At 37.2% G+C, this 25,528-nt stretch carries 26 protein-coding genes; 21 read left to right on the top strand and 5 right to left on the bottom strand.

The features are described from left to right. Positions 1 to 356: 356 nt before the first annotated feature. The 14 genes from C7381_RS00505 (at position 357) to C7381_RS00570 (ending at position 12,803) form a co-directional block, all read left to right on the top strand. Positions 357 to 2,066: a proline--tRNA ligase gene (locus C7381_RS00505; protein WP_116479504.1), complete on the top strand. Its 1,710-nt coding sequence runs from the start codon at positions 357 to 359 to the stop codon at positions 2,064 to 2,066. Beyond that, on the top strand, positions 2,054 to 3,511 hold the full coding sequence (gene gltX / locus C7381_RS00510; protein ID WP_116479505.1) for a glutamate--tRNA ligase: 1,458 nt from the start codon (positions 2,054 to 2,056) through the stop codon (positions 3,509 to 3,511). Before C7381_RS00505 ends, gltX begins: the two co-directional genes overlap by 13 nt. After that, on the top strand, positions 3,511 to 5,106 hold the full coding sequence (locus C7381_RS00515) for a WG repeat-containing protein (RefSeq protein ID WP_116479506.1): 1,596 nt from the start codon (positions 3,511 to 3,513) through the stop codon (positions 5,104 to 5,106). Before gltX ends, C7381_RS00515 begins: the two co-directional genes overlap by 1 nt. A gap of 8 nt (positions 5,107 to 5,114) precedes the next feature. Next, a complete protein-coding gene (gene rlmD / locus C7381_RS00520; protein WP_116479507.1) occupies positions 5,115 to 6,431 on the top strand; it encodes a 23S rRNA (uracil(1939)-C(5))-methyltransferase RlmD in 1,317 nt (438 codons plus the stop codon). Between the two features lie 19 nt (positions 6,432 to 6,450). After that, the gene (gene metG / locus C7381_RS00525) at positions 6,451 to 8,370 is read left to right on the top strand and encodes a methionine--tRNA ligase (protein ID WP_116479508.1); all 1,920 of its coding nucleotides are present in this window, start codon (positions 6,451 to 6,453) and stop codon (positions 8,368 to 8,370) included. Next, positions 8,370 to 9,137 (top strand): TatD family hydrolase, encoded by a 768-nt coding sequence (locus tag C7381_RS00530; protein ID WP_116479509.1) that lies wholly within the window; start codon positions 8,370 to 8,372, stop codon positions 9,135 to 9,137. The genes metG and C7381_RS00530 overlap by 1 nt, the downstream gene beginning before the upstream one ends. Then, complete coding sequence (rnmV, locus tag C7381_RS00535) at positions 9,127 to 9,690, top strand: ribonuclease M5 (RefSeq protein ID WP_116479510.1); 564 nt, start codon at positions 9,127 to 9,129, stop codon at positions 9,688 to 9,690. The genes C7381_RS00530 and rnmV overlap by 11 nt, the downstream gene beginning before the upstream one ends. Beyond that, entirely contained in the window at positions 9,671 to 10,513 is an 843-nt protein-coding gene (rsmA, locus tag C7381_RS00540; protein WP_245893658.1) for a 16S rRNA (adenine(1518)-N(6)/adenine(1519)-N(6))-dimethyltransferase RsmA, read from the top strand. The genes rnmV and rsmA overlap by 20 nt, the downstream gene beginning before the upstream one ends. 92 nt (positions 10,514 to 10,605) lie before the next feature. Further along, the gene (locus C7381_RS00545; protein WP_116479511.1) at positions 10,606 to 10,830 is read left to right on the top strand and encodes a hypothetical protein; all 225 of its coding nucleotides are present in this window, start codon (positions 10,606 to 10,608) and stop codon (positions 10,828 to 10,830) included. Positions 10,831 to 10,870: 40 nt separating this feature from the next. Beyond that, positions 10,871 to 11,101, top strand: a complete 231-nt coding sequence (locus C7381_RS00550) for a glutaredoxin family protein (RefSeq protein WP_116479512.1) — start codon at positions 10,871 to 10,873, stop codon at positions 11,099 to 11,101. A gap of 8 nt (positions 11,102 to 11,109) precedes the next feature. Continuing rightward, on the top strand, positions 11,110 to 11,298 hold the full coding sequence (locus tag C7381_RS00555) for a DUF1858 domain-containing protein (RefSeq protein WP_034548064.1): 189 nt from the start codon (positions 11,110 to 11,112) through the stop codon (positions 11,296 to 11,298). 187 nt (positions 11,299 to 11,485) lie between these two features. Then, on the top strand, positions 11,486 to 11,911 hold the full coding sequence (locus C7381_RS00560) for a matrixin family metalloprotease (protein WP_245893675.1): 426 nt from the start codon (positions 11,486 to 11,488) through the stop codon (positions 11,909 to 11,911). A gap of 15 nt (positions 11,912 to 11,926) precedes the next feature. After that, on the top strand, positions 11,927 to 12,544 hold the full coding sequence (locus C7381_RS00565; RefSeq protein WP_116479513.1) for a hypothetical protein: 618 nt from the start codon (positions 11,927 to 11,929) through the stop codon (positions 12,542 to 12,544). A 115-nt stretch (positions 12,545 to 12,659) separates the two neighbouring features. Then, positions 12,660 to 12,803 (top strand): hypothetical protein, encoded by a 144-nt coding sequence (locus C7381_RS00570; protein WP_116479514.1) that lies wholly within the window; start codon positions 12,660 to 12,662, stop codon positions 12,801 to 12,803. A 225-nt stretch (positions 12,804 to 13,028) separates the two neighbouring features. Here C7381_RS00570 and C7381_RS00575 read toward each other — a convergent pair whose 3' ends face one another. The 4 genes from C7381_RS00575 to C7381_RS00590 all read right to left on the bottom strand — a co-directional run bounded on the left by C7381_RS00575 (position 13,029) and on the right by C7381_RS00590 (position 16,330). Then, entirely contained in the window at positions 13,029 to 13,421 is a 393-nt protein-coding gene (locus C7381_RS00575) for a hypothetical protein (protein ID WP_116479515.1), read from the bottom strand. A 122-nt stretch (positions 13,422 to 13,543) separates the two neighbouring features. Then, entirely contained in the window at positions 13,544 to 14,092 is a 549-nt protein-coding gene (locus tag C7381_RS00580; protein ID WP_116479516.1) for a hypothetical protein, read from the bottom strand. Between the two features lie 82 nt (positions 14,093 to 14,174). Beyond that, complete coding sequence (locus C7381_RS00585) at positions 14,175 to 15,236, bottom strand: putative NPN-dependent ornithine cyclodeaminase (protein WP_034547428.1); 1,062 nt, start codon at positions 15,234 to 15,236, stop codon at positions 14,175 to 14,177. Further along, the gene (locus tag C7381_RS00590) at positions 15,236 to 16,330 is read right to left on the bottom strand and encodes an ornithine cyclodeaminase family domain (RefSeq protein WP_116479517.1); all 1,095 of its coding nucleotides are present in this window, start codon (positions 16,328 to 16,330) and stop codon (positions 15,236 to 15,238) included. Before C7381_RS00590 ends, C7381_RS00585 begins: the two co-directional genes overlap by 1 nt. Before the next feature lie 121 nt (positions 16,331 to 16,451). Here C7381_RS00590 and C7381_RS00595 point away from each other — a divergent pair, with 121 nt between their 5' ends. From C7381_RS00595 to C7381_RS00605, 3 genes are read left to right on the top strand one after another with little or no spacing between them, the layout of a single operon-like run. Next, positions 16,452 to 16,730 (top strand): DUF1294 domain-containing protein, encoded by a 279-nt coding sequence (locus C7381_RS00595; protein WP_034547426.1) that lies wholly within the window; start codon positions 16,452 to 16,454, stop codon positions 16,728 to 16,730. Between the two features lie 24 nt (positions 16,731 to 16,754). Continuing rightward, complete coding sequence (gene murJ, locus C7381_RS00600) at positions 16,755 to 18,311, top strand: murein biosynthesis integral membrane protein MurJ (RefSeq protein ID WP_116479518.1); 1,557 nt, start codon at positions 16,755 to 16,757, stop codon at positions 18,309 to 18,311. After that, positions 18,304 to 19,197, top strand: coding sequence for a C39 family peptidase (locus tag C7381_RS00605; protein ID WP_116479519.1), 894 nt, complete (start codon positions 18,304 to 18,306; stop codon positions 19,195 to 19,197). The genes murJ and C7381_RS00605 overlap by 8 nt, the downstream gene beginning before the upstream one ends. Positions 19,198 to 19,375: 178 nt before the next feature. On the opposite strand, the gene C7381_RS00610 is transcribed toward C7381_RS00605, so the two are convergent. Further along, positions 19,376 to 20,875, bottom strand: coding sequence for a C69 family dipeptidase (locus C7381_RS00610; RefSeq protein WP_116479520.1), 1,500 nt, complete (start codon positions 20,873 to 20,875; stop codon positions 19,376 to 19,378). 292 nt (positions 20,876 to 21,167) lie between these two features. Between C7381_RS00610 and C7381_RS00615 the strand changes: the two genes are divergently transcribed. The 4 genes from C7381_RS00615 (at position 21,168) to C7381_RS00630 (ending at position 25,328) form a co-directional block, all read left to right on the top strand. After that, a complete protein-coding gene (locus tag C7381_RS00615; RefSeq protein WP_116479521.1) occupies positions 21,168 to 22,517 on the top strand; it encodes an MATE family efflux transporter in 1,350 nt (449 codons plus the stop codon). Between the two features lie 142 nt (positions 22,518 to 22,659). Further along, positions 22,660 to 23,694: a hypothetical protein gene (locus tag C7381_RS00620; protein ID WP_133240912.1), complete on the top strand. Its 1,035-nt coding sequence runs from the start codon at positions 22,660 to 22,662 to the stop codon at positions 23,692 to 23,694. After that, positions 23,687 to 24,679: a hypothetical protein gene (locus C7381_RS00625; RefSeq protein WP_116479523.1), complete on the top strand. Its 993-nt coding sequence runs from the start codon at positions 23,687 to 23,689 to the stop codon at positions 24,677 to 24,679. The genes C7381_RS00620 and C7381_RS00625 overlap by 8 nt, the downstream gene beginning before the upstream one ends. Beyond that, on the top strand, positions 24,672 to 25,328 hold the full coding sequence (locus C7381_RS00630; protein ID WP_165803537.1) for an ABC transporter ATP-binding protein: 657 nt from the start codon (positions 24,672 to 24,674) through the stop codon (positions 25,326 to 25,328). The genes C7381_RS00625 and C7381_RS00630 overlap by 8 nt, the downstream gene beginning before the upstream one ends. The last annotated feature ends 200 nt before the right edge of the window (positions 25,329 to 25,528 follow it).

Raw genomic sequence — 25,528 nt, forward strand, 5'->3', positions numbered from 1 at the left:
CCGCTTTTATTTTACATAAAGGCATGTTTATCTTATTATAAAAAAGATATTAAAACTTAATACCGAACAAAAAAATAAAATATATAAATTCACAAAAAATGTGTATTCTACTTTGACAAATGTGTTATTTTCGTGTTATAATGTTTGTGAAAGAATAGTAGACATTTTTTTAGCCTGCAGAGAGTATCCGGTCGGTGAAAGGATATGGCGGAAGATGTTGAACCGGTCTTTTTATTTTGTATTTATACACGGTTTGACGCGTTATAGTTTTTCGAGTATTAATTTTGAGTGGTACCGCGATTTATTCGCCTCAATTCGTTGGGGTGTTTTTTTATATTATTTTTTGGGAGGAAACTATGAGATTATCACAGCTTTATATGCCGACTCTAAGAGAAGCTCCGGCAGATGCGGAAATTATAAGTCACAAGCTAATGCTCCGTTCGGGCATGATCAGAAAGTCATGTTCGGGGGTTTATTCTTATTTGCCGCTTGGCTTTAGAGTGCTTAGAAATATTGAAGAAATTGTAAGACGAAACATGGACGAGTTCGGTGGACAAGAAATCATAATGAGTGTTGTTCAACCTGCTGAAATTTGGCAAGAGTCAGGTCGTTGGGAAAAATATGGACCGGAAATGTTTAAAGTTAAGGACAGAAACGGACGTGATTTTTGTCTTGGACCTACAGCTGAAGAATATTTTACAACTCTTGTAAAAGACGAACTCACGAGCTACAAGTCGCTGCCTTTAAATATTTATCAAATTCAACTCAAATACAGAGACGAAAAGAGACCGAGATTCGGTTTGAATCGTTCACGTGAATTTTTGATGAAGGACGCTTATACATTTGACAGAGATCCGGAAGGAATGGCAAAAAGTTATCACAATATGGAAAATTGCTATGACAGCATTTTCACTGAGCTCGGTCTTGAATATGTAAAAGTTGACTCCGACTCGGGACAAATGGGCGGAAATATGACTATTGAGTTCCAAGCTCTTTCGGAAACGGGAGAAGGCGAACTTTTCTACACCGAAAATTATAAATTCGCAGCAACGGATGAAAAGTGCGAAGTAAATTACGAAGTAAAGTCTAAAAATGATGCGGAACTTCCGAAAGAAAAGAAGGAGACACCGGGCTGTAAAACAATTGAGGACGTCGCAAAATATTTAAATAAAACTCCGGAAGATTGTGTCAAAGCAATCGCAATAAAAGTTAAAGATGAGAAGTTTTTTGTTTTCATTCCGGGCGATAGGGAACTCAATATGACGAAGTTCCAAAATTTTGCAGGTGTAAATGATTACGACATCGAAATGATGTCCGATGAAGACATCGTTTCTGCCGGAAGTGTGCCGGGATATATGGGACCGTTTAATCTTGACGGACGTGTGATTTTGGATAAGCGTATAAAGGAAATGAAGAATGTGGTCGTCGGTGCAAATGAAGAAGGCATGCATTTTGTCAATGTAAACTTCGGACGCGATTTCGACGGAGAAGACGGCGGAGATCTTTTGATGGCAAGAGAAGGGGATATGGCTCCTGACGGAAGCGGAGAGCTCAAAGTTCGACGTGGAATCGAAGTCGGACAAATTTTCGGACTTGGAACAAAATATTCTGAATCTTTAGGTGCAGGATTTTTGGATGAAGACGGCGTTAAAAAGCCTTTCTGGATGGGAAGCTACGGCGTTGGAATATCAAGAACAATCACCGCAATCATCGAGCAAAATCACGACGATTTCGGAATCATTTGGCCGATAAATATTGCACCATATGAAGTTATTATAAGCGTCATGAATGTAAATGACGAAGAACAAGTAAAAGTTTCTGAAGAACTTTACAAAAATCTAAGTAAAAAATATACAGTTTTGATCGACGACAGAAGCGAAAGAGCAGGAGTTAAATTCAACGACCGTGACCTTATCGGAATTCCTTTAAGAATCACAGTCGGCAAGGGTGTCGCAGACGGAATGGTTGAATTTTCAAAGAGAATTACTCCGAAAGACAGAGTTGATGTAAAAATTGAAGATATAGAAAATGTTATTGAAGAAGAAAGGGGAAAATTATGTCGGTAAGATTACGTTTTGCGCCATCACCAACAGGTTGGCTTCACATAGGGGGACTAAGAACCGCACTTTTCAACTATTTATACGCAAAGAAAATGGGCGGACAATTTATTTTGAGAATTGAGGATACGGACAGAACAAGATATGTCGAAGGGGCTGTCGAAAATCTTTTGGATGCACTCAATTGGAGCGGCATCGAAAATGACGAAGGTCCGAAATATGTGGACGGCGAACTCAAAGAAGTCGGAGAATATGGACCTTATGTTCAATCAAACAGACTTCCGCTCTACAGAAAATATGTAGATGAACTAATCGACAAGGGCTACGCATATTACTGTTTCTGCGACAAGGAAAGACTTGATGCTATAAGAGCTGAAAGGGAAGCAAAGGGTTTGATTCCGAGATATGACGGTTTCTGTCGTTCAATTCCTATTGAAGAAGCAAAGAAGCGTGTTGCAAACGGTGAACCTTATGTTGTAAGACTTAAATTAAACAAAAATGAAGACGTAACTTTTAACGATTTGGTTCGTGGGAAAATTACAATAAATACCGACGATATGGACGACCAAGTTCTTTTAAAGAGCGACGGTTTCCCGACCTACCACATGGCAGTTGTTGTTGACGACCATTTGATGGGCGTTACACACATCGTTCGTGGTGAAGAATGGCTTCCTTCAACTCCGAAACACGTTCTTCTTTATCGTGCACTCGGTTGGGAAGAACCGACTTATGTTCACCTTCCGACAGTTTTGAACAAATCGCGAAAGAAACTTTCGAAAAGAGAAGGAGATGTTGCGGTAGGCGACTTCAGAAAAGCGGGATATCTTCCGGATGCTCTAATAAACTTCCTCGCTCTTATCGGATGGAGTCCTGACACTGAAGACGAAATTATGTCGATGGACGAAATGATTAAAGAATTTTCATTTGAAAGAGTTTCAAAGACGGGCGGAATTTTTGACGTCGACAAACTCAATTGGATGAATGCACACTATATCAGAAACAAGGAAAATGCTGAACTTCTTGACCTTGCAGCACCGTTTATGGAAGAAATCTTAGAAATTTCCCAAGAAGAAATCATGAACAATCGTGAATACTACGAAATCATGATGGAAGCTGTAAAGGAAGACTGCGACACACTCAAAGTGGTTGCTGAAAAATGTAAGATGTTCACCGAAAGTGAAGTGCATTATGACGAAGACACAAAAGAATGGCTCGAAAGCGAAGATATGCCTGTTTTAAAAGACGGCATCAGAAAACTTCTCGAAGGCAAGGAAATGACTTTGGAATATGCGGATGAGTTTATGAAACTTTTAAAGGCTGAAACCGGAGTTAAGGGTAAAAACTTGTTTATGCCGGTCAGATGTCTTCTCTCCGGAAAGGCAAAGGGACCTGATTTCGTTCACGTGCTTTACCTTTTGGGCAAGGATAAAATTTTAGAGAGGGTCAATAAATAATGAAAAAGGTTTTGCCTTTAATTATTTGCATTCTCGCTCTTATTTTCACTTCATGTACGAAAAAAAAGAGCGAGAAGCTTTATCCTGTTCTAAAATATACGGACAACGATGCAAGCTATGTTTTTATTAACAAAGATAATGAAGTAAAAATTGACAAACACTATGACGATGTTTTGAAAGCATTTGAAGGCGATTATGCGGTTGTAATTGAAAATGGCAAAGTTTCAATTATCAACCGTGAAGGAGAAGATGTGCTTTCGGGCATTGAAAATGTTTATCAAATAAAAGACGGGTTAGTCACAGTAAAAAATAAGGACAAGACTGATCTTATTGATTTAAAAACCAAAGATGTGCTCATGACATACGACTATATTTTGATCGGCGAAAACAAGATTTTCTCATATCTTGACGGCGATAAGTGGGGATACAGAAATCTTGACGGCGAAAAAACTCTTGCACCGCAATTTGAAGAGGCATATCCTTTCGGAAAGAATGCGGGAGTTGCTGTTAAAGACGGCAAGGCTGTGATTATTGATGGTGATATGAATGTCAAGGAAACAAATTATACTGAAAGCTACAAGATTAACGACGAAACAATTCTTGCGAGAGAAGGCAACAGACAACTTCTTCTCGATTTGAACGGAGAAGTTGTGAATCCGGAAGTGAAGGGCGATTTGACCGAAGTTTACGGCGGCATGTACACTGTTTTCGACAGAAAGAACGGCGAACTCGTGAAAAAAGTATATACTTTGAAGGGTGAACCTGTTTCAGACGAAGTGTTTACCGATGTCAGACTTCTTGGAAACGGTTTCTTTGCTGCAAACAACGGCGAACTTTTTGCACTATACAGCGAAAAGGACGGCAGAGTTACGGATTTTAAATACGACTTTTTGAGTGCAGAATCTTTTGATGTTAACGGCGGATTTGTTACGGGTGTTTCGAACGGAGTCGGAGAAATTCTCGATAAAAACGGAAATCTCAAGAAGACTGTTGGAGAAAACATCGATTCGATTATGAAAGATGAAAATCTTATCATCACATCCGACTACGGTAAGATAACATATTTTGACCAAGACGGAAATGTTATCGAGAAAAGTCCGAAGATTAATCCGGTAGGAACTGTAAAAATGTTGATTGATGAAAAAGACGGTAAAAATTATTTGTTTATCGTTTCGAAAGATACGAACGAAAAGTTGAACGCATCTTTAAAATCAATCGCCGACAGAATTACAACCGAAAAAAATGTGACTTATGACTACAGACTTGAAGGGGATATTTTGTATGCGACATTAAAGGCACACGACAAGAACTACCCATTCATGGTCGACATATACACCAGTGAAGTCGTTGATGCAAAGGATATTTTCATCGACGAAGCGGCAATGAAATCTATTGTAGATCAAAAGAAAACTGAAGAAAATATGCAAGGCGATGTGGAACTTGTGTGCTTCTCTTTTGAAAATGAGTTAAAAATGGTTTTAAGAAGTGACAAGGAATATTTTGTTGACATTCCGAGAGAAGAAATTGAGAAATATCTCGATTTGACGGGGGGAGAATTCTTCAAAAGTTTGCTCGCTCCAAAGATAAATAAGTAGGTGATTTTTTGGAAGGCATAATTAAAGAACTTCAATTCAACAAAAAAGTTCTGATTGAGTCCGAAGGAAAAGTTTATGAATCAAAGGGCGGTTTCCCGGGGGAAACTGTCCTATTTAAAAATAAGCGAAGAAAAAAAGCGAATATTTTAGAAATTGTGAAATCGCCGTATGTCAAAAATACGAGTTGTGATGTTGTTGACAGATGCGGTGGTTGCAGATTTCGAGAAATCCCTTATGAAGATGAACTGAAAATAAAAAACAACGAAATGAAAAGACTTTTCTCGCCACTCGAAAAAAGAGACGGCACGGAGATTTTGGAAATTCATTCGCCGGAAAAAGTTTTGAGATATAGAAACAAAATGGAATACAGCTTCGGCAACGAAGAAAAGGACGGACCGTTAAAACTCGGACTTCATGAAAAGAGCATGTTCTACAATATTGTCGAAGGTGCGGATTGCTTGATTGTGCCAAAGGATATGGACACGATAAGGAGCGAGGTGAAAGATTTTTTCCTTAAATGCGGCGAAACTTTTTACCACAAGATGACGAAAGACGGTTTTTTGAGACACTTAATTGTGAGACACTCTGTTTTTTATGATGAATATATGGTAAATCTTGTCACGACAAGCGTTCATCCGCTTGACGAAGAGTTCAAGGAGTTTTTGCTTTTACTAAACGATAAACTCGAGGGCAAAATCACGACGATTTATCACACCATAAACGATTCGCTGAGCGATGCGGTTGTGCCGGAAAAACTCATACTTTTATATGGAGCGGGATTTTTAAGGGAAAGACTTTTTGATTTGGACTTTAATGTGGGTCCTTTTTCGTTTTTTCAAACAAATTCAACTGCAGCTGAAGAGCTTTATTCATATGTAAAGGATCACTTAAAAAAGACCGGCGTGCTTTGGGATTTGTATGCGGGAAGTGCGGTCATCGGACAAGTATTGAGCGATATGGCAAGCGAGGTCATAAGCGTTGAAATCAATCCGGAAAATGTGAAGGACGGCGAGGATACAATCGAGAAAAACGGCATTAAAAACGTTAAGATGGTTCTTGCCGACTGCAAAGAATTCGTAAAAACTACAGAGACAAAAGCTGATACAATTATTATAGATCCGCCAAGAGCCGGCATCCACAAAGATGTGCTTCAGGCAATTGATGAAAGCAGAGTTAATCAAGTTATTTATGTAAGCTGCAATCCGGTGACACTAAAAAATGATTTGATGGAAATGAAAAATTATAAAGTTTTGAGTGTAAAAGGATTTAACAATTTTGCCGGCACTTTGAATATTGAGAGTGTCGCTATTTTAGAAAAGAGATAAAATTCAGAAAGGAGAAATTATGTCTGAAAATTATTATGTAACAACGCCTATATATTATCCGAACGGAAATCTTCACATCGGCCACACATATACGACCATCGTCGCCGATGTTATAAAGAGATTTAAAAAGTTAGAGGGTAATGACGTTTTCTTTGTAACGGGCACCGACGAGCACGGACAAAAAATTGCGGAAGCTGCAAAGAAGGCAGGAATAACGCCGCTTGAATTTACAGACGCGATTGTCGATACTACAAAAAAACTTTGGAAATCGCTCAACATCGACTACGACGTTTTTGAAAGAACCACGTCTGAAAAGCACGAAGCGCTCGTACAAAAGGTATTTAAAAAGTTATACGACCAAGGCGACATCTACAAGGCAAACTACAGCGGACTTTACTGTGTGCCTTGTGAAGCATATTTCACTGAAGCACAGGCAACCGACGGACACATTTGTCCGGACTGCGGAAGAGAACTCACAAAGAGAGACGAAGAAAGCTATTTCTTCAGACTTTCAAAGTATAAGGACCAAGTTGCCGAATATATAAAAAATGCGGACATTGAGCCGGAATATATAAAAGATGAAATTTTAAACGGTTTTATGAAAGACGGACTCGAAGATTTGTCCGCTTCTAGAACTGCAATCGATTGGGGCGTAAAAGTTCCGTTTGACGAAAAACACGTCGTCTATGTTTGGGTTGACGCACTTCTTTGCTATCTTTCGGGCATCGGTTATATGGAAAACGACGAGCTCTTTAATAAGTTCTGGCCATGCGACTTACACCTTGTTGGACGTGAAATTGTAAGATTCCACATTGTAATTTGGCCGGCAATTTTGATGGCACTTGGGCTTCCGCTTCCGAAAAAAGTTTTCGCACACGGATGGATTTTGTTTGACAACGACAAGATGAGTAAATCAAAGGGCAATGTCTATTATCCGGAACCGATTGTCGAAACGCTCGGTGCGGACACATTGAGATATTTCATTTTGAGAGAATTCAGTTTCGGCAGCGACGGAAACTTTACAATTGATAAAATTGTTCAAAGATACAATTCGGATCTCGTAAATGACCTTGGAAATCTCGTTTCAAGAACGCTTGCGATGATTGAAAAATATTTTGACGGAGTAATTCCGGAGCCGGGAACAAAAGAAGAAATCGACGGAGAAATTTTCGAAGAAATCGAAAGAGCAAAGGACGCATTCTATAAAGAAATGAACGATCTTAAGTTCAACTTTGCTCTCGAAGATGTTTTCAAACTCATTCGTCGTGCAAACAGATATATCGACGAAACCGAGCCATGGAAACTTGCAAAAGAAGATGTCGAAAGATTAAAAACGGTTCTTTACAATCTTTCAATTTCAATTGTCGAATCTGCAAAGATGCTCACGCCGATTATGCCATCTACAACCGAAAAGATTTTTGAAAAATTCGGCATTGAAGGAATCGATGGAGAAATCAAAGCAGGTCTTAAAGTTACAAAGGGCGAAAACTTGTTTGATCGTGCCGACGACGATACCGCCGAAAAAATCACAAAGAAAAATACAGAACTTTTTGATGAAAGACAGAAAAAAATCGGAAATAAAAAAGAACTTTCCGAAAAACTTGTGGAAAATAAATCGGAAATTGAATTTGAAGATTTTGAAAAATGCGATTTAAGAGTCGGAAAAATTATCGACGTTAAGCCGCACAAAAACGCAGACAGACTCTATGTTCTGACAGTCGATGTCGGAGGCGAAGAAAGAACTGTCGTTTCGGGAATAAAGGACCATTTTAAACCGGAAGAACTTTTGGGCAAGGAAGCTGTGTTCATTCTAAACATCAAACCTGTAAATTTACGTGGTGTAAAGAGCGAAGGCATGATTCTTGCAGCTGAAAAAGACGGCAAGCTCACACTTATGAAACCGTGGAGCGAAGGATTTACAGGAGCGGGGCTCAGATAATGTATTCATTTATTGACGCACATGCACACTATGATGACGAAAAATATGATGAGGACAGGGATGAGATTATAAATTCGCAGTTTCAAAACGGCGTGCTTGCAATTGTAAATGCTTCAAGTGATCTTGCAAGCTCGAAAGCATCGTTTGAACTTGCACAAAAATACGACAAAATTTATGCGGTTGTGGGTTGTCATCCACACGAAGCTGACGGTTTTTCAGAAGATGACATCGAAGTCTATAAGGAAATGCTTAAAAATGATAAAGTTGTCGGAGTGGGCGAGTGCGGACTCGACTACCACTACGATTTGTCGGAAAGAGATGTGCAAAAACGAGTTTTTCATAGAATGATTGAATTTGCAGATGAAAATAATGAGCCACTTGTCATTCACTCGAGAGATGCGGTCGAAGACACGCTCACAATGCTCCGTTCGCTAAGACACGGCGAGAAAACGTTGATTCATTGTTTCACGGGTGCGAAAGAAGTTGCGAGAGAATATTTGAATCTCGGATATTTTCTATCAATCGGCGGCGCCGTCACTTTTAAAAATGCGAGACATGTTGTCGAATCGGTTGAATATGCACCGCTCGACAGACTTCTTCTGGAAACCGATGCACCATATATGACGCCGGTTCCTTATAGAGGCAAGAGAAATCTCTCTGTTTATATTGAAAATGTCATAAATAAAATTGCTGAAATAAAAAATGTGACGCCCGAAGAAGTCGCTGAAATAACCACAAAGAATGCAAGGTTTTTCTATGGAATCTAAGAGAATTAAAGAAGTTATAGTTGTCGAGGGCAAGGACGACATCACGAGAGTTTCGGAAGCCCTCGATGCAACTATAATCGCAACGGGCGGCATTCATATAAATCGAAAAAAACTCGATGAAATTGTGGAAATCACAAAAGACCGCGGAGCGATTATTTTGACAGACCCGGACCATGCGGGCAATGTTATTAGAAAAAAACTTCTTGCAAATTTAAAATGTCCGGTAAAAATTGCATATTTCAAACAAAGCCTCGCTATAAAAGACGGGGACATCGGGATTGAAAATGCAAACAAAGAAGATATCATCGAAGCGATAAATAAAGCGAGACCGACTTATGTTTCAAAGACGGAAAATTTTTCGGCGGAGTTTTTGTTCGAACACAGACTCACCGGTTTCGATGATTCAAAGAAAAGACGGGAATATTTGAGCGACAAATTAAATCTTGGAAACCCGAACGCAAAGACACTTTTAAAAAGACTCAACAACTTTGATATAGACAAAAATGAAGTTCTAAAAATTCTGGAGGAGTATAGTGAAGGGCAGAATATATAATATAAAAAACACCCGAAAAATCATGGAGATGCACGATATTACAATGAAAAAAAGTCTCGGGCAAAACTTTTTGATTGACGGAAACATACTTCGAAAAATTGTCGACAGTGCGGATTTAAAAGAAAATGACGTTGTGCTTGAAGTGGGGCCGGGCATAGGCTCGCTCTCCGAAGAAATTCTTCTTCGTGGAAACAAACTCACGTCGATTGAGATTGACGACAGATTTATTGACATACTTCACGAGAACTTTGAAGGGATGGACAATTTCAAACTCGTGCACGGCGATGCACTCGATGATGAGATTTGGAAAAGTGCAAATGAAAATCCGACGCCGAATGTGTTTATAGGAAATCTTCCTTATGTAATCACGACTCCGATTTTGGAAAAGATTTTTAAAAATGAGAACAAATTCGACAAAATTGTGGTTATGGTGCAAAAAGAAGTCGCGGAGAGAATGACTGCGAAACCGGGTAGTAAAACATACGGCAGCCTGTCGGTATTTGTTTCATTTTTTTCAAATGCAAAAATTTTGTTTGACGTGAGCGAAGGTTCGTTTATTCCTAGACCGAAGGTTAAAAGTTCGGTGGTTCTTTTAGAAACCATCGAACGGGAGGGAAGACCTGACAAGTTTATGGATTTTGTTCACACAGCTTTCGGAATGAGAAGAAAAACACTTTTAAACTCGCTCTCGATGGGTCTTGATATGGAAAAGTCAGAAGTGCAGGAAAAAATTGAAAAAGCGGGAATTGATACAAATGTTCGTGCAGAAAATTTAAATCTTAACGAATTTCTTAATTTATATTCTATTTTTAATGAAAAATAAAATTTATTGGTTAAAATCACAAATTTATGGGTATATTAGAAGTGTGAGTAAAAACATGAAAATTTGTTGATATTTTATAGGGAGGTTAAGATATGACTGATAAAAAAGATAAGAAGTGCGAAGGCTCAAAAGGCTATTGTGAGACACAAAAGAAATACGAAGACACCGTTGATGAAAGAGACAATAAAAAGGATGCTCTTTCTGTAGAAAAACAAGCAAAAGTTAAAACAGGTGAAGATGACATGTGTCTTGGTAAAGGCGTTTACGGTGAAGAAGTAGACGACAAAGATAAAAAAAGTTGCAAAAAAGATAAGTAACTTTTTATATATATAATAATTAATTCATGGAGGAAATATAATGAAAGACGTAACAATTTACACAAGCGAGACTTGCCATTTCTGTCATTTGGCAAAAGAATTTTTTGAAAAACACAATATTAAGTTCACAGAAAAGAACATCAGTAAAGACAAAGAAGCTATGATGGAACTCAGACAAAAAGGTTTCACAGGCGTACCACTCATCATCGTCGGAGATGAAACAATCTACGGCTTTGATCAAGAAAAATTAGAAAAGGCATTGGGACTCTAATGGAAGATATTAAAATCAACAAGGATATGTATCTAGGTGAACTCATGGAGTTAAAACCGGAAGCAGCATATCTATTAATGAGCTATGGAATGGGATGCATCGGATGCCCGGCAAGCCAAATGGAAACAATTGAAGAAGCTTGCATGGTGCACGGAATAAATCTCGATAAACTTATGAGTGATTTGGAAAGACTATAAAAAACGCCCGGATTTTCCGGGTTACATATATCTCGCACATTGAATTTAAAACAGACATATATATGTATAAAAACTTGTAACAAGTAGACTCCGGTTGATTTTAGTTGAATAGTGCAGTATCGAATGTGAACATATATTTGAAAAATCTGCAAATTGATTCCTTATCGATAATGATAGGGAATTTTTTGTGGGGATTATTGTAAAGAGAGATTGGGATTTAGTCGATGATGGGAAACATTTGGATTGGGATAGTGACACCAAATACCTAAGTAGTGTTCAATCAGGAGTTAATCTCTGGGAAGGTCATCGTTCAGGAGTAATTAGACCTGACTCAATTTTCGTTGTAGAGGATGTTTTTATTAGTGATTATTATGAAGTATCAACTACTATGGGTTACACAAGTTCTAATGGTACAATAAAACTCAATGATTATCATTTTGAAGACATGACATCTGCTCAGCGAATAAAAACTGCTACTCACGAATTGGGTCATGCACTCGGATTAGACCATACTAATGGTACAAATGATATTATGAAACAAGGAAAGTTAAGCATAACAAGCTTATCATCAACTGATAAATCCTCGTATGACGAAGCTTATAACAACTATTAGAAAGGAGATGTAGGGATGAATAGAATATTAAAGAAATCCACGATTTGTGCAATTCTGTGCATGTTGGGCTGTGTTATCATTTTTGCTGGATGTGGAAAGTCTAATGAGAACGCCAAAAATCAAGATTCAATAAGTTATTTACATGCCGACTTTGCTATAGATATGAATAATCCAAATGAGGTCATCGGTTTTTCAGATCATTATTTTATAGCTCAGGTGGTTAAAGAAGAAAAGGTTGAGTATAGAGATCCAGTAGTTGTGGAAACTAAAAACGGAACGAAGGAAGTTAGTACGCCGTATACTCATTACACTATTCGTGTTATCAAAAATATAAAAGGAGAGTTGCCAACTGAGGAGAATATACTTTTAATTAAGTGTGGAGGAAGGTCAAAAGATGGGCAAATGATTCTTTACGAGAATGATCAACTCTTGGTTGAAAACTCGACATATATTTTTGCGGCATGTGTACAGCCGGATGGTTCTTTGTTGATTTCGGGACCGAATTTATCCGAAATAATTGATGAGTCTAAATTATCTTCAAAAGAAGTAAAAGAGGAGACCTTAGGCAAATATGTAGAAATGTACAAGCAAGAAGTAAAATATGACAGAGAACGATTTGAATATAAAAAGTAAGATTCTTTTCCTTCATTTTTACTTAAACTAAAATTTTGAGGCTCTATAATATCTATGTGGGAGTAACGAAACAGAACACCCAAAAAGGAGCATTTATGGAGAAAGAAAAAAACAAATGGTATTGGAAATTGGCAGGACTTGTTATACAGTAAATTTAATATTAAAAGAAAGTGGTAAGGAAACCTATAAAGACAAGGTGTTTCGGTTAATGGAACAAGATATTGAGAATGAGCAAGAGAAAAATTTTGAAGAAATTTAGATTATGACCTTGACAAATCTTCCCAAATGTGAACATATAGGAGTACCGAATGGAAACATATATTTGAAAAAATCTGCAAATGGATTCCTTATAGATAATGATAGGGAATTTATTGTAGGGATTTTTTTGACGGTGGGATGTAAAATTAAGAGAAAATTTTAAAAATAAAATTTATCCAAAACAAAAAGTCTAACGTATAATGTTAGACTTTTTTTGAATGCATATTTATTTGAGCTCCTTATTAAACACGGTGAAACTTCGTGCTTTTTTTATGCCCACGCCATATTTTGATTTATAGATTTTGTAGATTTTTAAACTTTTTCCGTCTTTATCAAAAAATTCGAAGTCGCCGATTTTGTCACCGATTTCAAGATCTTCATATGATGTTTTATAACAGGAAAGAGATGAGAACGGCTTGTCATATCTTTCGTTCGTCTCACGATTTACGATGTATTCGGTTCTTCCGATTGTGTTTACAACATTTCTCGACGGAACGTCGTATGTATAGCGCTTGTAGATCGAAATGCATGAAAAAAAGATGTATATATAAAAGATGACTTTTTTAACGGTTTCTTTTTTTATGAGTTCGGGTTCTTCGATTTTGTAATTTTGTTCCATGGTTTTCTCCTTTGTTTTTATAAGTATGGTTTTTACTTTCATCTATATATTCTATACCCAATATGATAACCCAAGAAAACAAAAAAGTCTAACACAGTGTTAGACTTTTTATTTAAAATTTTTTATTTCAAAAATGAGAGATACCACTCGTCAAATTCAGCTCTTGATTTTGTATGATACAGTTGGTTTAAGATAAACAAAATTGAGTCGGTGTCGGAGCTTTCGTTTTCTTTAAGCTCGATGATTTTGATTTCGTTTTCGTAAACTCTGTAGAGCGTGAGAGCGGCACTCGTTTGTTTGTTGGCTTCGATGCCTTGAAGTTCGTTGTACATTTCCTTGATGTTTGAAGTGTTATTTTTTACGATGTACACGAAGTTTTTGTCGAACAGAAGCTTTGTTTTGTTGTCCTTTTTAAATCTGTCAATCGTGGTTTGGTCGAGAGATATGACATTGTATTTGCTGGAGTCGAATTTGCCGTTGTAGAAGTCGTTCGGTTGTATTGTGTCCGGCTCGAGTTCTTTAAAGGCATCTTTTTTCCCCGCCATATTCAGCACTTTGAGGTTCAGATTTTTCAAAAGGCTTTTGTCTGTCGATTTTTGATCTGTGTTGTTTGAGCAACCGACGACAAAAATACATATTGTTATTAGGAAATATTTTAAAAACTTTTTCATTTTATTCCTCTTTTAAAATTAGAGTCGTAGCAAAAAGCTACGACTTTGTTGTTCTATAATCGCTCTCGACTAATCGAGAAATTTATAGATTGTTATTTAAGTGGTTTACGAAGTCCTGTATATTTGTGACCATCGTTTTTACTTCGAGAGTTCCTCTGTCCGAGAGTTTGTTTACGCTGAACTCTTGAAGGTCGATTGAGTAGATAAATACAGGTCTGATTTCTCCGTCAAATTCGTTGTATGAAGGAGTCATATTTCCGGATGCGATTGTGTGGAGAACGGTTGAAAGGCAAATAAGCATTCCCGTTTTTCTCGTGTGTTTACGCATTCTGTCTTGTGCTTCATAGACATTGTCGACTGTGTCAGGAAGTGTGTATGGGTCTCTAATTGAACCTGCGAGAACATAGTCTTTGTTTTCTTTTACGAGTGCGTGCATTATGCCGCCTTCTTTAACAATGCCTTGTTCAACAGCTTCTTTTATTGAGCCGGCTTCTCTGATTTTTGAAATCAAATCGTATTTTTGCATGTCAAACGATCTTTCGCTTGTTTCGTCAAATGCGTCCATTGCCATATCAATTGATGCAAATGAATCACCTACCAAAATAGCGTCGACATATCCTTTTCTTACGAGACTTGCAAAAGCTCTTTTTGCTTCAGGGTCTGTAACGAGACTCGGTCCGATTACCCATGTGATTTTTTCGCCGACACTCTTAACATATTTCATTATTTCATAGAGTTCGTCGTAGTCTTTTGAGAAAGCTGTTTCACGTGAACGACCGGTTCTGAAAGCGAATGTGTCTCCGGATGCACCCGCTTGAGCAAATCCGTGTGTGTACATATAGATTCCTTCGCTTGCATCTTCGGTTCTTCCAACAACAACTTTGTCACCTTTCTTAAGATTTCTGAATTCTACAATTTCAACTTTTGTAGGAGATTTTATTACAGGAACTGTATCCATTCTGCTTTCAACAGCGAGAACCCAATTTCCGTCTATTTTGAAGTATTCAGGATAAATTGAAAGAGCATGATAATGCCTTGGTGCAACTCCATCAAGAGGAGCTTCTTCCCATTTACAATCCGGTGCATTTTTAAGAAAGTCTTGATTAAAATCCGGTTCGACGTATTTGTTTAGTGTGAAACTCATTATCTTGTCCTCCCTTCACCATCAAATTTTATTAAATTATTTCTTGCGTTTACGCAGAAATCTTGAACATTTGTAACGATTGAATCCACAAGGAATCCTTGTCTTTCATCAATGACGGAATTTGTTGCATAGTCCGTGATGTCGATTGAGAAAACCGGTGTTCCGTAGATTTTTCCTTCCTTCACACGATAGCTTGGAGCAACTTGTGTCGCACTGACCGAGTGGAGAAGTGTTGCAAGTGTGATGATCAAGTCGAAGTCTTCGAGTGACTCTCTCATTTTGTGGAGCCCTTCGTGAACGTTATGGAAAACTTCAGGAAGTGGTCCGTCGTCTCTGATTGAGCCGCAAAGAACGATTGGAATATCGTTTTCAACAAGATTTTTTATAAAGCCGTCTTTTACTTTGCCCGTTTCGACAAATTCTTTAAGGCTGCCGTAGTGTCTGGCTTCGTTGATAAGGTCCAAGTGGTTGTAGTGACCGTTTGGAACACTTTCTTGTGTATATATATTTTGTCCGAGAGCAGTGTTTAAAAATCCGCCTTCGAGATCGTGGGTTGTCATTGCATTTCCTGCGAGTAAAAGTTGAACATATCCCGCATTGACCAAATCTGAGAGAGCAAGTCTTGTGTCGTAGTCGAAAACAACAGCTGGTCCGAGAACCCAAGCGATTTTTCCGCCTTTTTCTTTAACTTCACTCATTAAATGGAACAACTTTTTGTATGTTTCAGCGGATGAAGCATACATCGGATTTTTGTGTTTCAAATTAAATTCATCAAAAATTTCCTTGTCTCTGAAAATTCCGTACTTCGGATCTGATTTGTCGGCAATCAAAACAAGGTCGCCCTTTTTAATATAATTCGGATCTGTAACAATTAAATCATCATTGTTTTTTATGATGACGCCTTTAATTTCATGATTTTTCGGTAACATCATCTTGCCATCAACTTTTACATATTCAACAAACGGTGATGAAAGATATGCACCGACAGGCATAATTGAATCTTCTTTTGCCTCGGCAAATTTTGCCTCATTGATATTTTTAATTTCTTCTTCTGTGAATTCTCTTATGTCTGAAATAGGAAAATTATATTTCAATTTTATCCCTCCTTACATATATTGTACATTATTTTATCGAAAAAATCTACCCTAAAGTGGGGGACTTAAATATAAAAAATAAATGTGATATAATATACTTATTAATTGTTTTGGAGGAAGTATGGATACACCGCTTTTACTGATTTTAATTATAAATATATTCACTTTTGTTGTTTATGCATGGGATAAATTTGCAGCGACAAGAGGAATGTACAGAGTGAGCGAAAAAAATCTTTTGAGACTTGCGTTTTTCTTCGGTGCTGCCGGAGCATTTCTTTCGATGAAGATTTTTCATCACAAAACGCAAAAGCCGGTCTTTGTACTTCTCGTACCGATTGTGTTTGTATTTCAACTTGTAATTGTACTTATATATATGTACAAAGTTGGTTATGGATATTAAAAACTGATTTATAGAGAGGACTATATGGGAAAAAATAACTACGAAAATGCAAAATATTGGGCGATGCTCGTGAGCGTCTTTCTGATGATTTCAAAAGTGATGGGATTTTTCAGAGACGTATTGACGGCGCGCTCTTTCGGTGCCGGTCACGAATCGGACGCATACTTCACGGCGATGAGCGGAATCATAATTGTCATCGGAGCACTCGGTGCGGGTCTTCAAACTACACTTGTGCCGATTTTTTCGGATATAAAGAAAAACCATGGCCGCGAAGGGAAAAATAAATATTTCAGCAATATATTAAGCGTCACACTTCTCGTGATGACTATAATAACTGTTTTGATGTTCGCACTTGCGGGACCTTTTGCAAGAATTCTTGCAATCGGCTACGAAGGCGAGATGCACGATCTTATTGTGTTTTTAATAAGACAAGGTCTTCCAATTGGAATATTTTTGGGCATCACTTATGTTTCAAATGCATATCTTCAAAGCGACGAGGTCTACGGACCGCACGCTTTGATGGGGATACCGTACAATCTTATTTTTATAATTTATCTTTTGGTTGCAAAAAAACCGACGGTCGTTGGACTTATGAATGTGACGATGCTTGCATCTGCATCGCAATTTTTGATACAGCTCCCGGCACTTCGCAGCAGAAGACTTCGCTTTAAATTCAATTTAAATTTTAATGACGCATATTTAAAACGCACATTTATTTTGGTTGTGCCGATAATTATTTCGAGCACCGTGAGCCAAATAAATATTATGATTGACAAGACACTTGCGTCGACGTTGACAGAAGGGGCGATTTCCGCTCTTAACTATGCAAACAAAGTAAACACACTTGTTGTAAGTGTATTTGTCGTTGCAATCACGACTGTTGTTTTTCCGAAACTAACTAATGCGGTTTTAAAGAGGGACGTAAAGGAAACGGGTACACTTTTTTCTTCTAGTGTAAATCTTGTTCAGCTCGTGACGATTCCTGCGGCAATCGGACTCATTGTTTTGAATCGCCCGATTATTGGCATTCTTTTTCAAAGGGGAGCGTTCGATGAAAAAGCGACGATCCTAACGAGCGGCGCGCTTCTTTTCTATGCGCCGGGACTCATAGGACAGTCTTTAAGAATGTGTTTTGAAAATATGTTCTATTCATATCAACAGACGAAAATCCCGATGTACACGGGTTTTCTTACCGTCATATTAAATATTATTTTCAATCTTATTTTAATTAAACCTTTGGGACACAGAGGGCTTGCACTTGCGACATCGCTTTCAATGCTAATCACAAGTATAATCATGTATTTTATAATAAGAAAAAAAGTTAAATTCAACGAAAAAGAAACTCTATTAACATTTTTAAAAATTCTATTAAGCGGGATTCTGATGGGTGTTGCGACACACTTTATGTGGAAGGCGTTCACACCTATGATGACCTCGAGAATGAAAGAAGTTATGTTTTTGTTTGTGACGATAATGATTGCAATTTTGATTTATATATTATCGACGATGCTTTTTGGTGTAAAAGATACGAGAACTCTAGTTGCAACATTAAAAAGAAAGTTTGGTAGAAAAAATGCGTAGAATATTTGCTCTAATAATTGCGGCATTTGTTGTCGTTTTTGCACTATTTTTAATTTTTAACGGGGAGAAAGAGTCGAACTACAAGCCGATAGTTTTGGACAGCGAGAGAAATGGTGAAAACGAGATAAATAATCCCATGGATTTTAAGCTTGACGGAGTGAGTGTAGACAAGCGTTTTGACGGCGAGTACGAAATGCAAAACAGTATTGACGGTTATGTGAAAAATTTGAGTGAGTCCTCAAAAATAAATGAAAATGCAAAAAATATTCTCGACAATCGTGCACACATTGGAGATACAATGCTCAAACTTGCGTCGAACAGAGTGGATGCAATAAATTTTGTTTTCTACAAAGACGAATATAAGGACAGATATGTCGAAAGCTACACCGAAAGTTCTCCGCTTGGTCGCAATGTACCGCTTTTTATACAGTGGGACCCGAGATGGGGATATAAAATGTATGAGGACTACTTCGCAATCATCGGTTGCGGACCGACTTCGGTTGCGATGCTTTTAAACGCATACGGAGAAAAGAAAACTCCAATCGACCTTATGAATGAAATGGTTGCAAGTGGTGCATATTTGAAAGATTTAGGAACAAGTTGGGAGGGAATCAAGAAAACTCTTCGAGATCATGGCCTCAATGTTTCGGAGATTCCTTTGGGCGAAAATAAATTTAAAAATGTTTTAAATGAAGGCAAACAAATTCTCCTTTCGATGAGAGAAGGAAAATTTACAACCGGCGGACACTACATGATTTTGGTAGGCGCGACGGAGGACGGAAAGTTTATATTAAACGACCCGAATTCTGTGAGATACTCAGTGAAAACTTGGGACTATAGCGAACTCCAAAATGAAATAAAGGGTTGTTGGAGCGTCGGAAAATAATTTGAATCAAAATCCGTTGGGGTGATTACACTTCTTCGGATTTTTTTGTGAATATGTATGCGTATGATTGCATGCGAATATGTGTATATAAAGTTATTTGCAAATAGCTATATAAAACAAACTGCAATTTTTCAATTTCGCACAAAAAAATAAGGAGCAAAGCCCCTTATCTTATAAACTATGCGTCGCTTCTTGCAAAACCGTTTTTCATCTTGCAGCTTGCGGTGTATAAAACTTTTGCCAAAAGATCGTCGGTTTCAACTTTAAGTTTGTCGGCGATTTTTTGATTTGCTTTTTCGAGGAATTCTTGAACATCAGCCGGCTTATTTTCGAGGAAAGCTTCGTCGGTTTCAGTTAAAATTCTTGCAGTAACGCTGCCCGCTTTTTGTTGATAGCGTTCAATGTGTGAACTTGTGTCAGCGTAGTGTGCGTCGGCAAGTGCAGCAACGATACGATTTGTCCAATAGAAATCATCAGTTGTCGGTTCGCCTGTTGTGTTCTTCAAATATGCCGGTGTGTCGTTTACATTTGAATAGAACGGAACAACCGCATTAAACACATTACAGCCGAGGCTTAGCCATTCGACGGATTTGATTTCGTCAGGCATATAAGGTCTGATTTGAACAAGACCCATAACATTGTTTCTGTTAATGCCGATTGGTCTGAATTTATTTCTTTGACGTTCGTCGCCATGTTTTCCATAGCAATCGTAATCTGTTCCTTGATAGTGGTGTGAAAGTGCATACTTGATGTCTTCAACAGTGATCTTCTTTTCAGGGATAAGCATCCAAGGAATGTCATCGCTTTCAGGTCTGAAGTCCGCGTCAATTCCATCCCAATAATATGAGTTAGGATTGAAATATCTCATAAGAATCCAAGCACGCGGAGTGTTGTATGTGTGGTCAGCATCTGAGTGTGAACCGTATGCGTCACGAGGATTGATATTGCCGTCAAGACTCAAATCGAGGTGATACTTTTCGGTGAAATCCTTCAAATCTTTTGAGCACATAAATTCCTTTTGTTCGCCGTAAGCGTCTTCGAAATCAAAATGGTCAAGACCGAGTTGGTTCGGCATGATTACATAGTGATCGTCCGGCACTCTTCTTGCCATCCAATTGTGACCGCCGATAGTTTCGAGCCACCAAATTTCATTTTCATCTTGAAATGCGATACCATTCATTTCATAAGTGCCGTACTTTTCAAGGAGTGCACCGAGTCTTTCAGCACCTTCTCTTGCGGAGTTGATGTATGGAAGAGTGATTGTAACCATATCTTCTTCGCCGATTCCGCCGAAAGCTTCTTCGACATAACCGTCTTCGCCCGGTTTTCCAACAGCTTTTACATATTCTACAAGTGGATCTGCTGCGAGCACTCTTTCATTTGTTGTAAGCGTTTCGGTTGCAGTCATCGAAACATTCTTTTCGTTAACTCCGAAAGCCCCCCAAACTCCTTCGTCTTTTACCGCATTCGGCATGCATGTATATCTCATCGGATTGTCCGGCAAATCGATTTCAACTTTTGAAATCACTGATTTATATTTTCTCGGTTGTTCGTCAGGTTTAACAACCACGAACTTCTTCGGCGTGAATTGACCGCTCGGTGAATCTTCATTTCTTGCTACGAGTGTTGAACCGTCGTAGCTTGCGTTTTTACCTACTAAAATTGTTGTACAAGCCATAATAATCTTCCTTTCTTTTATTCATTCATAATTTATTATACCCAAATTGGAAAAATAATATTAAATAAATTGCATGATAAAAATAAAAAAATTAGGCATATTAATTACAAATTCCAAGGACTGTGTTAAATATTTATATGCCTTTTACATGGTTTGCGACAAGTTTAAGTACGCATAGAATGAACTTTATTTGCAATAGAATAAAAATTAATGTATAATTTAAATGATAGCACTTATGTTTATTAATTGTTTTACTTTGCGGTGCTATTTATTTTTATATGGAGATGATTAATTGGAGAAGAAAAGTTTTTATTCTAAAGCTATGAAAGTGGCGTGGCCATCGGTTTTAGAAAGTTTTTTTATAACGCTTACGGGACTTATAGATACATTTATGGTCTCGAGTTTAGGAAAAGAAGCGATTGCGGCGGTTGGACTTACAAACCAACCGAAATTTATAGGACTCTCATTCTTCTTTTCGATAAACGTTGCGGTGTCGGCACTTGTCGCGCGGCGGAAAGGTGAGGAGGACAAAAACTCGGCTAACACCGTTTTAGTTACCGCATTTGCAATTGCCGCAGTTTTAACTGCAATAATCTCATTTGTATTTGTAAAATATTCTGAAACTATTTTGAGATGGGCGGGAAGCAATTCCGACACGCACGAATTGGCGAACGAATATTTCAGAATAATAATGGGATTTGTATTTTTTAATGTAATAAGCATGACTATAAATGCAGCGCAAAGAGGAAGTGGAAACACTCAAATTGCATTCACGACAAACTTTGTCTCAAGCATTGTGAATATGACTTTCAACTATCTTTTGATAGGGGGCAACTTGGGATTTCCGGAACTCGGAGTCAGAGGAGCCGCGATTGCAACAATAATCGGAACGGCGGTCGCAAGCATTATGAGTATAAGATCGCTCTTTAAACCGCATAGCTATGTCGATATAAGATATATTTTTGCAAGGAAAATAAAACCGAGAGTTGAAGAGGCGATAAGCATTGCGAAACTCGGACTCAACATGTTTGTTGAAAATATTGCGATGAGAATCGGATTTTTAGCGACTGCACTTCTTGCGGCGGGACTTGGCACAGCACAATTTGCTGCGCACAATGTCGGAATGCAAGTACTGAGTCTCGGATTCGCATTTGCCGACGGAATGCAAGTTGCGGCGGTGAGCCTTGCGGGACAAAGCTTGGGCGCAGGGCAAAAAGACGATGCGCGAACATACGGACAAGTCTGCCAAAGAATCGGACTTGCGATTTCAATCGGCCTATCGGTAATTCTGTTTGTGTTCGGAAAACACATTTTCAAACTCTTCTTCGACGCAAATGCTGAGCCGGAAATCATCGAATACGGTGTACTCATCACAAGATTTATCACGGTCATTGTCATCCTTCAAATTTCTCAAATCATCTACGGCGGTTGTTTGAGAGCGGGTGGCGACGTAAAATACACATTGATGGCGTCGATTGTGAGCGTCTCTATTATAAGAACGGTCGTGACATATGTACTCGTAAACGGATTTAACCTCGGACTTACGGGAATCTGGATCGGAATACTTTCGGATCAATTCTCGAGATTTATCATGATGAGCCTTCGATTTAAAACCGGAAAATGGGTCAATATTAAAATATAATTTGGATTATGAAACACTCAAAAATTTTTGGGTGTTTTTTTGACAATTTTTAGTTGATTCTATATAATAAAGTATAATGTTAAGTAATATTTTAGTAGGGTATGATAGGAAATTTTGATTAAACAAAATAGGAATGGAAGATATGAAAATTTTAAACAAATACAAAAACCAAATGATATATACGGCGACAATTACTTTGATTGTCGTTTTTTCTTTAAATTATATTTTCGGGAGCTGTCAAAAACTAACTCCGGAAGATTTAAAGAGCATTTTTTTCAAAAATGAAAATGAAGATGCGGCGGATTTAAGTTTTTTAAACGAAAAACAAGATATTCGCGTAAGGGCGACGTCAAAGGACGAAAATGTTGTTTATATTTATGACCCGGGCTTTTATTGGTATGTAAATTCATCCAAAATCATTTCAAACGGAAGCTATAGATATTTTTCAGAGGATGATTATAAGAATAAAAGGGACGTCTCGATATATATCTTTGAAATAGAAACGCTTTTAAATATTAGGGGAAGCGAATCGTGGCGAAAAAGGATTTTGAACTTGGAAGAAAAGTACAACACGAAAATCATTCATGTTTTCGACCCGAATTCCAATGTTACCGAAGAAAATGAAAAGGTGAAAATTATTAAGAATCTGTTTTCTGAGAGCGAAAATTCTTTAGACATAGTTAAAATAACGCCAAAAGAAGAATTTTCTGCGTCAGAAAGAAGAGATTTGATTGCGGAGATGAAAGAAAGAGGATTTGTTGAAACTGAAAAAAAGAACTCCGGAATTTTTGAAACTGTTAAAGCTTCTTTAAGCTCGAGAGTATATGATAAAATGTTTGGACTGATACTCATTTTGAGTTATTTGTCCTATGTGATATTTTTATTTATTATAAATAAAGAAATATTAAAAGAAACAAAGATTCTTTTTATCTCGGGGGCAACAAAAAAAGAAATTATTTGGACAACTGTTAGAAATTACATCTTACCGAATTTGGCAGTTTGTGTTATAATGACTGTCTTATCTTATCTATATTTGAAATATATCGGCGAATTGTCATTAATGAGAGAGAATTTTTTGAAAATAGTTCTGATATTATTTCTAACGAATCTTGTTATTTCCTTTTTAAGAACAGCGGAAGGACTTTCGAAAATTAAAAGAGGTGATTTGTATGAATAAATCATTTTTTATTAGAATGACAAAACGCACATATGTCCTCGTTATCTTGGCACTTTTAATATTTGCATCTTCAGCGACGATTTCTTTGGTTGTAAAATCTTTTATGTATTGGGGTGCTATGGAAAATGACGTTAATAGTCAAACAACATCTTTTGAAATCGTTCCGACTTTAAAAGAATCGGACTGTACCGATTTTGCGGAGGGACTTCAAAACATACTTGAAAAATATGGGCGAACATATTTTAGATCGGAGAAAATCGATGAGATTTTAAAAACTCACATATATATTTTTGTCGATAAAAGTCTGTCGGACAAATATATTTGGGCGATAGAGAAAAATGTAAATGTCAATTTTTCAAAACTGGATTTTTTAGATGAAGTTCATGACGAAAAAATCATAAATACTTTTTCGAGCATTTTAAATGATAAAAATTATGATTTTTACTATGTAGACAAAGATGAATACAACACATTTAAGGGATATGATCTTTCACATTCGGAAGTGAGCTATCTTTTCGAAAGTCTTGATTTTAACAGAAGCGAGATTGGTAAAGGTGCGATTGACGAGGTTTTAAAACTCGACGACAACAATGACAGTGCAAAAATTGCGGTCACGGTGTCGAGAGAAAACGATGAGAAAACTTTTGTAAAAAGATATGTGATACCATATGTTATAATGCTTCTTCTTTTTATAGTTCAATCATTTATTATTTATTACAGCGATGTTTATGTTGTGAAAGAAAAAGATGACTACATCAATATTATGAGCGGAAAAAAACTTAGAAAAATCTTTATAGAAAACACTCTTTTTAATATGCTTTCCATTGTTTTGGGAGTGGTTATCTTTGTGATTTTAAACGTATATATGATTGATTTACTATTTAAAATTTATTTGGTAACAGTTTCGGCGCTTTTTATTTTGCTCGAATTTGTGTTATATTTAAATATAAGAATCAATAACAAAGGAGTAAAGTATTTTGATTAATATTAAAAATATTGAAAAGAGATATGACGACAATTTGATTTTAAACGGACTTTCGCTCGATATAGAAGAAGGCGAGAGTATTTTAATCACCGGAGAAAATGGAGTCGGAAAGACGACACTTCTTCGAATAATGGCGCTTTTGGATTTTAATTACAATGGAGAGTATTTTATTAAAGGGACTGACACAAAGAAAATGAAAGCGGACACGGTTTCTGAATACAGGAATAAATTTTTCGGTTTTTCGCACCAGCGCGAAATTTTTATGGAAGACGGAACTGTGCGCGACAATATAGAAATCCCTCTGAAAATTTCCGAATCAAATAGGGACGAAAAAACAAGAAAACTCGATTTTGCGGTTCAGTTTTTGGAACTCGAGGGCATTTTGGATAAACAAACTCGATTTCTTTCGGGAGGAGAGAGGAAAAAGATTTCGATTGCTCGCGCAATAATAAATGAGCCGGAAGTTTTGATTTTGGATGAACCTTTCAGCTTTCTTTCGGAAAAACTTGTGATAAAATTGTTGGGGTATGTCGAGGAGAGAATCGAAAATAACAAGTCAAATATAATCGTCACTCACGATTTCGGCGTGATTAAAAATCTCAATATGAAAAAGATGATTTTGGAGAATGGAAGATTGACGGATTGTTAGTTGAAAAATAAAGTATGAACACTCAAAAATTTTTGGGTGTTTTTTGTTTGCGTAAAAAAATTTATTTTTTGCGTCCTCAAAAGTTTATAACCTCGATAATATCGTGTTTAAATAAATTAATCTCATAAATATTTTGCACTTGTTAAGTAACTGTAATAGAATTTCGATTGGATTTATGTTGTTTTTTATAGTTGTATCTG

Origin of the sequence: Ezakiella coagulans (assembly GCF_003096635.1) — a bacterium.
GTDB classification, from domain to species: domain Bacteria; phylum Bacillota; class Clostridia; order Tissierellales; family Peptoniphilaceae; genus Ezakiella; species Ezakiella coagulans.